This is a genomic window from Streptomyces sp. NPDC055103 (assembly GCF_053607625.1).
In genome coordinates this window covers 95,495-105,423 of the sequence record NZ_JBSGTX010000025.1, presented here as the reverse complement: position 1 = coordinate 105,423, position 9,929 = coordinate 95,495, and the positions used below count along the sequence as shown (strand labels likewise).

At 74.5% G+C, this 9,929-nt stretch carries 11 protein-coding genes; 2 read left to right on the top strand and 9 right to left on the bottom strand.

What is annotated here, in order from left to right:
• Positions 1-78: 78 nt before the first annotated feature.
• Together ACWFR1_RS18105 and ACWFR1_RS18100 are read right to left on the bottom strand one after the other, a co-directional pair.
• Positions 79-537 (bottom strand): ATP-binding protein, encoded by a 459-nt coding sequence (locus ACWFR1_RS18105; RefSeq protein WP_358471494.1) that lies wholly within the window; start codon positions 535-537, stop codon positions 79-81.
• Positions 538-551: 14 nt separating this feature from the next.
• Positions 552-905 carry an STAS domain-containing protein gene (locus ACWFR1_RS18100; RefSeq protein ID WP_015034520.1) on the bottom strand — a complete coding sequence of 118 codons (354 nt, stop codon included), beginning with the start codon at positions 903-905 and terminating at the stop codon, positions 552-554.
• Between the two features lie 80 nt (positions 906-985).
• Here ACWFR1_RS18100 and ACWFR1_RS18095 point away from each other — a divergent pair, with 80 nt between their 5' ends.
• Complete coding sequence (locus ACWFR1_RS18095) at positions 986-3,442, top strand: DEAD/DEAH box helicase (protein WP_453552207.1); 2,457 nt, start codon at positions 986-988, stop codon at positions 3,440-3,442.
• Here the strand turns inward: ACWFR1_RS18095 and ACWFR1_RS18090 are convergent.
• From ACWFR1_RS18090 to ssd, 7 genes are all read right to left on the bottom strand, one after another.
• Complete coding sequence (locus ACWFR1_RS18090) at positions 3,405-3,716, bottom strand: Rv3654c family TadE-like protein (RefSeq protein WP_453552205.1); 312 nt, start codon at positions 3,714-3,716, stop codon at positions 3,405-3,407. The two genes, ACWFR1_RS18095 and ACWFR1_RS18090, sit on opposite strands and share 38 nt — an antisense overlap.
• 95 nt (positions 3,717-3,811) lie before the next feature.
• Entirely contained in the window at positions 3,812-4,183 is a 372-nt protein-coding gene (locus ACWFR1_RS18085) for a TadE family type IV pilus minor pilin (RefSeq protein WP_453552203.1), read from the bottom strand.
• The gene (locus ACWFR1_RS18080) at positions 4,170-4,454 is read right to left on the bottom strand and encodes a DUF4244 domain-containing protein (protein WP_453552220.1); all 285 of its coding nucleotides are present in this window, start codon (positions 4,452-4,454) and stop codon (positions 4,170-4,172) included. Before ACWFR1_RS18080 ends, ACWFR1_RS18085 begins: the two co-directional genes overlap by 14 nt.
• 50 nt (positions 4,455-4,504) lie before the next feature.
• Entirely contained in the window at positions 4,505-5,302 is a 798-nt protein-coding gene (locus tag ACWFR1_RS18075; protein WP_453552201.1) for a type II secretion system F family protein, read from the bottom strand.
• Positions 5,299-6,159, bottom strand: coding sequence for a type II secretion system F family protein (locus ACWFR1_RS18070; protein ID WP_453552199.1), 861 nt, complete (start codon positions 6,157-6,159; stop codon positions 5,299-5,301). Before ACWFR1_RS18070 ends, ACWFR1_RS18075 begins: the two co-directional genes overlap by 4 nt.
• Before the next feature lie 38 nt (positions 6,160-6,197).
• Positions 6,198-7,373 (bottom strand): TadA family conjugal transfer-associated ATPase, encoded by a 1,176-nt coding sequence (locus ACWFR1_RS18065; protein ID WP_453552218.1) that lies wholly within the window; start codon positions 7,371-7,373, stop codon positions 6,198-6,200.
• Between the two features lie 41 nt (positions 7,374-7,414).
• The gene (ssd, locus tag ACWFR1_RS18060; RefSeq protein WP_453552197.1) at positions 7,415-8,581 is read right to left on the bottom strand and encodes a septum site-determining protein Ssd; all 1,167 of its coding nucleotides are present in this window, start codon (positions 8,579-8,581) and stop codon (positions 7,415-7,417) included.
• Positions 8,582-9,028: 447 nt separating this feature from the next.
• On the opposite strand from ssd, the gene ACWFR1_RS18055 reads away from it, so the two are divergent.
• Positions 9,029-9,880: an HAD family hydrolase gene (locus ACWFR1_RS18055; protein ID WP_453552195.1), complete on the top strand. Its 852-nt coding sequence runs from the start codon at positions 9,029-9,031 to the stop codon at positions 9,878-9,880.
• The last annotated feature ends 49 nt before the right edge of the window (positions 9,881-9,929 follow it).

The window sequence follows — 9,929 nt, the reverse complement described above, 5'->3', positions numbered from 1 at the left end:
CCGTTCCGCGCCCCACGCCACGCGCCCCCGCCCGGGGGGGGGCCTCTTCTCGTGGCGCGCGTAACGGGTCGGGCGGTGTCAGGACAGGACGTCCGCCGGGCTGGTCGGCCAGCTCATGCGGATGGTGCCGCCGTCCTCGCCGGCGCTCACCTCGACGTCGTCGACGAGCCCGCGGATCACCGCGAGACCCATCTCGTCCTCGCCGTCGGCGTCGTCGAAGTCGTCGGCCGGGGCCGAGGACCGCGCACCGGGCACGCCGGCGGCATCCGCCGCCGCCACGCCCGCGCCCGGCACCTCGTCGCCGACCTCGATGGAGAACGCCTTCTCCTCCTCGGTCAGCACGACCCTGATGGGGGTCGTGACGCCGTTGCTGCGGTGCAGCCCGACCGCACGGGAACAGGCCTCACCGACGGCGAGACGCACCTCGTCGAGGACCGCCTCGTCCACTCCGGCCCTGCGGGCGACCGCGGCCGCCACCAGGCGGGCCGTACGGACGTGCTCGGGCTGAGCGCTGAATCGGAGTTCAACGGTGGCCATGCGATCCCCCTGGGTCAGTCGACCGCGTTGACGGCCTCGTCGACCGACGTGTGGATCGGGAACACCTTGGTGAGCCCCGTGATCCGGAAGATCTTCAGAATGCGCTCCTGGTTGCAGACCAGGCGTAGCGAGCCCTCGTGCGCGCGAACGCGCTTCAGACCACCGACGAGCACACCCAGGCCGGTGGAGTCGAGGAAGTCCACGCCCTCCATGTCGACAACCAGGTGGTAGCTGCCGTCGTTCACCAACTCGACCAACTGCTCGCGCAGCTTGGGCGCGGTATACACATCAATCTCGCCACCGACCTCGACGACCGTACGGTCGCCACCAGCGCCGGACACATTGCGAGTCGACAGGGACAGGTCCACGGATCCTCCAGCACCTTGCTATCGGGCGATCGCCCCCTCGGGCCTCCCAGGCGGAGCCAGGGAACTGATCGCCAGCCGCAATGGCATTCAATCACTTACGGGCAGTCATGCACGACGCCTTGGAAGCATTGTCCGTCCTGGCAGTGACACACTCGGTGCCGATGGCCAAGAATCAGCGCCCCCGTCACCCAGCCGGGGACACGGGCAACCGCCCCTCCCCCGGCGTGGTCCTCGACCGCCTCTCCGCGGGCGAGAGCCGGGCCGCGCGCATCACCCATACGGAGCACATGCCCGCCCGGGAGGGCCGTCATGCCGTCTGGCCGCACCTCATTCGTCCCGAGGTGATCAGCGCGATCCAGGAGGCCGGGATCGAGCACCCCTGGGCGCATCAGGCGGAGGCCGCCGAGCACGCCCTGAACGGCGATTCCGTGGTGATCGCCACAGGAACCGCCTCGGGCAAGTCACTCGCCTACCTCGCCCCGGTCCTGACGACCCTCCTGGACGGCGCGGAGGCCCCCAACGGACGCGGGGCCACCGCCCTCTACCTCTCGCCCACCAAGGCCCTCGCCGCCGACCAGCGCCGCGCCGTACGCGAACTGGCCGCCCCGCTCGGCACCCGGATCCGCCCCGCCGTCTACGACGGCGACACCCCGGTCGAGGAGCGCGAGTGGGTCCGCCAGTACGCGAACTACGTGCTGACCAACCCCGACATGCTGCACCGGGGCATACTCCCCTCCCACCCCAGGTGGTCCTCCTTCCTGCGCGCCCTGCGCTACGTCGTGATCGACGAGTGCCACACCTACCGGGGCGTCTTCGGCTCCCACGTCGCCCAGGTGCTGCGCCGCCTGCGCCGGATCTGCGCCCGGTACGGCTCCGATCCCGTCTTCCTCCTCGCCTCGGCCACCTCCGCCGAACCCGCCCTGGCCGCCGGCCGCCTCACCGGACTGCCGGTCACCGAGATCTCCGACGACGCCTCCCCACGCGGCGAACTGGTCTTCGCCCTGTGGGAGCCGCCGCTCACCGAGCTCCACGGCGAGCGCGGCGCGCCCGTACGCCGCACCGCCACCGCCGAGACCGCCGACCTGCTGACCGACCTGACCCGGCAGGGCGTGCGCTCGGTCGCCTTCGTCCGCTCCCGGCGCGGCGCCGAACTGATCGCGGTGATCGCCCAGGAACGGCTCGCCGAGACGGACCGCGCCCTGGCCCGCCGGGTCGCCGCCTACCGGGGCGGCTACCTGCCCGAGGAGCGCCGCGCCCTGGAGCGGGCCCTGCACTCCGGCGAACTCCTCGGCCTGGCCGCCACGACCGCCCTGGAGCTGGGCGTGGACGTCTCCGGCCTGGACGCCGTCGTGATCGCCGGCTATCCGGGGACCCGGGCCTCCCTGTGGCAGCAGGCGGGCCGCGCCGGCCGCTCGGGAGAGGGCGCCCTCGCGATCCTCGTCGCCCGGGACGACCCGCTGGACACCTTCCTGGTCCACCACCCGGAGGCGATCTTCGAACAGCCGGTCGAGTCGACCGTCCTCGACCCCGACAACCCCTACGTCCTCGCCCCCCATCTGTGCGCCGCGGCCGCGGAGCTCCCGCTGACCGACGCGGACCTGACGCTCTTCGGCCCGGCCGCGCCCGGCCTGATGCCCCAGCTGGAGGGCGCCGGGCTGCTGCGCCGCCGCTCCACCGGCTGGTACTGGACCCGCCGCGAGCGGGCGGCCGACCTCACCGACATCCGGGGCGGCGGCGGCAGCCCCGTCCGGATCGTGGAGGTCGGCACCGGCCGCCTGCTCGGCACGGTCGACGAGGCCGCCTCCCACACAGCCGTCCACGAGGGCGCCGTCCACCTCCACCAGGGCCGCACCTACCTGGTGCGGGAGCTCGACCTGAAGGACTCCGTGGCCCTCGTGGAGGAGGCCGTCCCTCCGTACTCCACCACCGCCCGCGACACCACCTCCGTCTCCGTCCTCGAAACCGACACCGAGATCCCCTGGGGAGCCGGCCGCCTCTGCTACGGCTCCGTCGAGGTCACCAACCAGGTCGTCTCCTTCCTCCGCCGCCGTCTGATCACCGGCGAGGTGCTCGGCGAGACCAAGCTCGACCTGCCACCCCGCACCCTGCGCACCCGGGCCGTGTGGTGGACGGTCACCGAGGACCAGCTCGACGCCGCCCAGATCAACCCGGAGATCCTCGGGGGCGCCCTCCACGCCGCCGAACACGCCTCCATCGGCATGCTGCCGCTCTTCGCCACCTGCGACCGCTGGGACATCGGCGGCGTCTCCGTACCCCTCCATCCCGACACCCTGCTGCCGACGGTCTTCGTCTACGACGGCCACCCCGGCGGCGCGGGCTTCGCCGAGCGCGCCTTCCACACGGCGAGGGCCTGGCTGACCGCGACCCGCGAGGCCATCGCCTCCTGCGAGTGCGAGGCGGGCTGCCCGTCCTGCGTCCAGTCCCCGAAGTGCGGCAACGGCAACGACCCGCTGCACAAGCGCGGCGCCGTCCGCCTCCTCACGGAACTGCTTCGGGAGGCCCCGCCCGGGAGCTGACCTCCGGCCGGTACGGCCCGCGCACCACCCGGGCGGTCACCTCGGCGAGTTCGCCGCGCACGGCGCACCGCAGCAGCTCGGTGCCCTGCGCCGCGGCCACCCGGGAAGCGGCGGCGCACGCTTCGGCCTGGCCCCACAGGGCCCGGTCGGCCGCGGCGAGGGCGGCCAGATCGGCGGCGCCGCCGGCCCTGTGCCGGGCCACCACCGCCTGCCCGAGCGCGAGCACCGCCCCGAACACCACGCACAACGCACAGGCCGCGAAAGCCGTCCACACGGTCGCCGTCCCTCGATCACCCCGGCCACCCCGGCCGCCGCCTCGATCACCCCGGCCGCCGCCTTGGCCGCCGCGACCGAGCCGGCCGCCCGACGTCACGGCGGGCCCTCGAACCCCAAGCCATCGCCCACCCTGTCCTCCGCGAGGGCCGCCGCGCCCGCCCGCAAGGTCAGTCCCATGCCCCGAGGGCCCGGGGCCGCCACCTCCACCGTCACCCGCCACAGCTCCCCCGACCGCGTCACGGACACCCGGGCACCCTCGGGCGCGGCGGCCCGGGCGGCCCCCTCGGCGGCGGCGACCGGCTCGGAGCGGGCCGCCGCCCTGGCACCCGCCCGCGCCGCGTCCACACACCGGATCTGCGCGGCGGCGGCGGCGAGCGCCCACAGCAGGGTCACCGTGAACAGTGCGAGGACGGGCAGGACCATGGCCGCCTCCACGGTCACGAACCCCCGGTCAGAACGGCGCATTCAGAGCCCTGCCGATCATCGACTCGAGCGCTCCCGAGACGGTCCCGCTCGTCACGATCTTGTAGAGCACCGCGGCGAAAGCCGCGGCGGCGATCGTGCCCACCGCGTACTCGGACGTCGTCATCCCCGCGTCGGCCCGCGTCGCCCGTCGCCGAGCCAGCCACCACCCACGCAAGAAACCCTTCACCGGACCGGTCACCGGCCCCTTCGACAAGCACTTGGCCGAACCCTTCGCCAAGCCCCTCACCGAACCCGCCACCGAACCCGTCATCGCTGCTTTCCCCGCCATGTCGATCTCCTTGTCATGCCGTGTCGTCGTGTTCATCGATCCATCAGTCCCGTCGCCAGCCCGATCACCACAGGCGCCACCCCCACCGCCAGGAACGCGGGCAGGAAGCAGAGCCCGACGGGTGCGCTGATCAGTACCTGCGCCCGGCGTGCCCGGGCCGCGGCCGTCCTGGCCCTGGCCGACCGCAGGCCGGTCGCGTGCCGGGCGACGGCCTCCGCGGCAGGCGCGCCCGAGGAACCGGCCCGTTCCATGCAGCGGGCCAGCCCTTCGGCGCCCGGTATCGCGCCGAACCTCCGCCACACCTCCGCCGGTTCACCGCCGAGCCTCAGTTCGGCCGCCGTGCGGGTCAGGCGCTCGCCCAGCGGTCCGCCGAGCGAGCGGCCCACCGCCTCCGCCGCCTCTCCGGGCCCCGCCCCTGCGGAGGCGCAGGCAGCCAACAGGTCGGCCGCGAGCGGAAGGTGACGCACTGCCGCCTCATCGCCGGACGCCACGGCCGGCCGCCTCCGGCTCCGTCGCCATCGCGCTCCGCAGGCCGCCAGGACCCCCGCGCACAGCCCGCCGAGCCCGCCGAGCAGTGCCCAGCCGACGAGCGCCGCCGCGAGCGGCACCGCCCAGCGCCTCACCCGGGTCGGCCACCCGTCCCCGGCCTTCCGGGACGGGGACCTTCGGCCCATCGGCTTCCCGGGCCGTGGCGCGGACGTCGCCAGCAGGCTCGCCACCCGTCGCCGTGACCTTCGCGCCCGCCGCTCGTGCATCAACTCCCGTACGGCCTGCACACCCAGCACCATCACCAGGATCAGAAGCCACGCGAGCTGAACAGCCTCCGTCATGCCCTCTCCCCTCCCCGGACGATCCGCGCCGCCCACCACAGGCCGGCCGCCTCCAGCGCACCGCCCCCGACCAGGCACCCCAGGCCCGCCGGCGTGTGCAGGAGCACCCGCAGCGGATCGGCGCCAAGGGCCGCGCCGAGGGCGAGTCCGGCCGCCGGCAGCACCGCGAGGACCGTCACCGTCGCCCAGGCCCCGGCCAGTTCGGCCCGCAGCCGCTCGCGCTGCTCGTGGTGGTCACGCAGGGCCGCCTCCAGCCGGTCGAGGCCCGCCGCCAGTCCCGCACCACCGTCCACGGCCACCTGCCAGCAGGCCGCCAGGCCCGCGAGCCCGTCGGCGCCGTCCTGCCGGGCCGCCCGCCGCAGCGCCGCCGGCACGTCCCCGCCGAACCGGGCCGCCGCGAGCACCACCGCCTCCTCGTCGCCCAGCGCGCCCGTCTGCCGGGCCGCGAAGGACAGGGCCTGCGTCGGTTGCCAACCGGCCCTCAGCTCCCCGGAGACGGCCCCGCACAGGGCCACCACGCGCTCGGCGCGCGCCTCCCGTTCCTTCCGCCGCTCGGCCGCCCGCAGCCGCCGCGCCACCAGCGGCACGGCGACCGCCCCGACCGGCAGCGGCAGTGGCGACCCGCCCAGCAGCGCGACCACCCCCGCCACCGGCAGGCACAGCCACGCGCGCCGCCCGCGCGCCAGGGCCCACCACCGCATGGCCACCGCCCGCCACCCGCGACGCGCGGTGCTCTCGCCGCCGTCGTCCGGCACGACGCCCGCGAGCACCACCCGGGCCCGGACCGTCCCGCGCCGCCACTCGACCAGCCGCCACAGTGCGAGCCCCGCGCAGAACACCGCCGCCCCTTCCGTCACGGCCCTTACCGACACCAATTCCGCCACGAGCGCCGCACTCACCACGTCCCACCCCCGATCAGCGACCGCAGCCGCTCCCAGCCCCGCTCGGGCTCGAACCCGGCCGCACCCCACCGCAGCGCGGGAACCGTCCGCACGAGCCCGTCCCGATCCCGCTCCAGGACGTGGACCTCGGCGATCCGCCGCCGCCCGTCCCGGTCCCGTACGAGGTGGAGGACCACGGACAGGCCGGCGCCCAACTGGCTGTGCAGGGCCGCCCTGTCGAGCCCGGCCGCCGTCCCGAGCGCCTCGAGCCGGGCCGGTACGTCCGCCGCGGTATTGGCGTGCAGCGTCCCGCAGCCTCCGTCGTGTCCGGTGTTCAGAGCGGCAAGCAGGTCGACCGCCTCGCCGCCTCTGACCTCGCCGACCACCAGCCGGTCGGGCCGCATCCGCAGGGCCTGGCGGACCAGGTCCCGCAGGGTCACGAGACCGGCGCCCTCCTGGTTCGCCGGCCGCGCCTCCAGCCGCACCACGTGCGGGTGGTCCGGTCGCAGCTCCGCCGAGTCCTCGGCGAGCACGATCCGCTCCCGCTCCCCGACGAGCCCCAGCAAGGAGGCGAGCAAGGTGGTCTTCCCCGTCCCCGTGCCACCGCTGACCAGGTACGACACCCGGGCCTCGATCAGCGCCCGCAGGACGCGGGCTCCGCCCGGCGGCACGGTGCCCGCCTCGGCGAGTTCCTCCAGGGAGAAGGCGCGCGGGCGCACGACCCGGAGCGACAGGCAGGTCGAGCCGACCGCCACCGGGGGCAGCACCGCGTGCATGCGGGTGCCGTCGGGCAACCGGGCGTCCACCCAGGGCCGGGCGTCGTCGAGCCTGCGTCCCGCCACCGCCGCGAGCCGCTGCGCGAGCCTGCGGACGGCGGTGGCGTCCGGGAAGGACACCGGTGCCCGCTCGAGACCGGAGCCCCGGTCCACCCACACCCGGTCGGGCGCCGAGACGAGGACGTCGGTGACCGCCGGATCGGCGAGCAGCGGTTCCAGCGGCCCGGTCCCGATCAGCTCGGACCTGAGCCGATCGGCCGCGCCGAGCACCTCCGCGTCGCCGAGGAGTCGCCCCTGGGCCCGCAGCGCCGCCGCCACCCGCGCCGGGGTGGGATCGGCGCCGCTCGCCGCGAGCCGCTGCCGCACGGCGTCGAGCAGTCCCACGCCACCGGCCCCGAGTCCGCCACCGCCCATGCCTGCCCCGAACCCGCCGGCGCCCGCGACGTCGAGCCCGGTCATGCCGCACCGCCGGGGGTGAGGGCGCGCTCCCAGAAGGTGGCGCAGAATCGTCCGAGCGCTCCACGGGGCTCCGCACCCGGTGGTACGCCGGCGTCCTGGTCGGCGACGATCCCCGGGTCGTAGGGGAGTTCGCCGGCGAGCGGCAGCCGCAGCGCGTCGGCGACCCAGCGCTCGTCGAGCCCCGCCGCGTACGGCCCGCGGACCACGGCCCGCAGGTCGCGGACGACCGTGCCGAGGATCGAGGCGACGCGGTGGGCGGCCGCGACGGCTCGCAGCTCCCCCGGGACGACCAGCAGTCCGAGGTCGAGCTGGGCCAGGGCCTCGGCGGATGCCTCGTCGGTCCCGCGCGGCAGGTCGACCACGACGACCCCGCCGCGGCGGCGCGCGGCGGCGAGCACGGACCGCACGGCCTCGGGCGGCACCGGCGCCGCCGGCTCCCTGCCCCAGCTGAGGACCCGCACACCGCGCACGGCGGGCAGGGACTCCTCCAGGGCGCCGCCTGCCAGCCGTCCCTTCGAGGCGGCGAAGTCGGGCCAGCGTCTGCCGTCCTCGCGCTCGCCGCCGAGCAACACGTCGAGCCCTCCGCCCAGCGGGTCGCCGTCGACGAGCAGGGTGCGCCGGCCGGTCCGCGCGGCGGCCAGCGCGAGGCCGCAGGCGAGGGTGGAGGCGCCCGCGCCGCCGCGGCCGCCGACGACTCCGACGGTCAGCGCCTGGCGTCCGACGCCCTCGGCCGCGTCGGCGATGCGGTCGACGAGGACGCTCTCGGCCTCGGGCAGCCGCAGCACGCACTCCGCGCCGACCTCGACGGCCAGCCGCCAGACCGCCGGATCGTCCCGCTCGCGGCCTACGAGGAAGATCCCAGGGCGACGCGCCGCCGCCCGGCAGCGGGCCGCCACGTCGTCGCCGACCAGGACGAGCGGCGGGTCGGTCCAGCTCGCCCGCCGCTCCGGCACACGGTGATGCACCTCGGGGTCGACTCCGGCCGCGGCGCACAGCCGGAGGAGGTCGTCGAGGAGATCGAGGTCCTCGGTGACGATCAGCGGACCGGCGCGACGCGGCTCGTCCGCCCCACCCGACGCGGTGGCGCTCGCGGAAGTCCTCGCCGCGAGCCGCCCCGCCGCCCTCGCTGTGCCCCTGGCCCCGGAAGTCCTTGTTCCCTCCATGGCACACCCCTCTCGTGATTCCTGCCGCCGCGAACTTCGCGACAGGAATCACCGTGGGGCCGTACAGGAAATCCTGGAGATCTCATCGAAAAACTGTGGATAACCCCTGCCCTGTGAATATCCACGCCGCCCCTCCGGGGACTCCCCGGAACGCAGCCTGCCGGTTACTCTGAGTGATGAATCGAGTGCTCGACAGCAGGCCGGCCGGATCACGGCCGAGGCGCACGGAGAGAGGATCTGACGATGACGCGGAGGACCAAAACGGCTCCGGACATGCGACGACCCCCGCCGGGGGGGAGAGCGGGGGTCGTCTTTCCGGCCGACTCGGGGGGGGAGGAGCCGGACCGGGTTAGCACGGTCGCGAACGATCCGTGACTTCCATGGTGTACCCGAGAGCCTTCTCAGGCAAACCCACGCGCCCCAGCGTACGCCGAATGGCGGGCACCTATGCTCAGGCTTGTGGAAAACCACTCCTTGCCGCGCACAGCCGCCTTCTTTGACCTGGACAAGACGGTCATTGCGAAGTCCTCGACGCTGACCTTCAGCAAGTCCTTCTACCGGGGCGGACTGATCAGCCGCCGCGCCGCCCTGCGGACGGCCTACATCCAGTTCGTGTTCCTGGTGGGCGGAGCCGATCACGACCAGATGGAGCGGATGCGTGAATATCTTTCCGCGCTCTGCAAAGGCTGGAACGTCGCCCAGGTCAAGGAGCTCGTCGCCGAGACCCTGCACGACCTGATCGACCCGATCATCTACGACGAGGCCGCCTCCCTCATCGAAGAACACCACGCCGCAGGCCGCGACGTCGTGATCGTCTCCACGTCCGGCGCCGAGGTCGTCGAGCCGATCGGCGAGATGCTCGGAGCCGATCGTGTCGTCGCCACCCGGATGGTGGTCGGTGGCGACGGCTGCTTCACCGGCGAGGTGGAGTACTACGCCTACGGACCGACGAAGGCCGAGGCCGTCCGGGAACTCGCGGAGTCGGAGGGCTACGACCTTTCCCGCTGCTACGCCTACAGCGATTCGGCGACCGACATCCCCATGCTGGAGGCAGTCGGCCACCCGTTCGCCGTCAACCCCGACCGGACTTTGCGCCGCGAGGCCGTCGGCCGCGAATGGCCGGTCCTCTCCTTCGAGAAGCCGGTACGCCTCAAGCAGCGACTGCCGGAATTCCGGATGCCGCCCCGTCCGGCACTCGTCGCCGCGGCGGCCGTGGGCGCGGCGGCGGCGACGGCCGGACTCGTCTGGTACGCCTCCCGGCGCCGCCAGGCCGCACTCGCCGCATCATCCTGTCGGTGACTTTGCCCGAATTTGAGCCATGAGCAAAGAAGCGGAGCCAGCACTTTCA

What these genes read in the sequence shown, in the direction of transcription:
- ACWFR1_RS18105 (WP_358471494.1), bottom strand. Translation starts at nt 537, where the DNA reads ATGGCCACCGTTGAACTCCGATTCAGCGCTCAGCCCGAGCACGTCCGT.
- ACWFR1_RS18095 (WP_453552207.1), top strand. Translation starts at nt 986, where the DNA reads ATGGCATTCAATCACTTACGGGCAGTCATGCACGACGCCTTGGAAGCA.
- ACWFR1_RS18085 (WP_453552203.1), bottom strand. Translation starts at nt 4,183, where the DNA reads ATGCGCCGTTCTGACCGGGGGTTCGTGACCGTGGAGGCGGCCATGGTC.
- ACWFR1_RS18080 (WP_453552220.1), bottom strand. Translation starts at nt 4,454, where the DNA reads ATGACGGGTTCGGTGGCGGGTTCGGTGAGGGGCTTGGCGAAGGGTTCG.
- ACWFR1_RS18075 (WP_453552201.1), bottom strand. Translation starts at nt 5,302, where the DNA reads ATGACGGAGGCTGTTCAGCTCGCGTGGCTTCTGATCCTGGTGATGGTG.
- ACWFR1_RS18065 (WP_453552218.1), bottom strand. Translation starts at nt 7,373, where the DNA reads ATGGGCGGTGGCGGACTCGGGGCCGGTGGCGTGGGACTGCTCGACGCC.
- ssd (WP_453552197.1), bottom strand. Translation starts at nt 8,581, where the DNA reads ATGGAGGGAACAAGGACTTCCGGGGCCAGGGGCACAGCGAGGGCGGCG.
- ACWFR1_RS18055 (WP_453552195.1), top strand. Translation starts at nt 9,029, where the DNA reads ATGCTCAGGCTTGTGGAAAACCACTCCTTGCCGCGCACAGCCGCCTTC.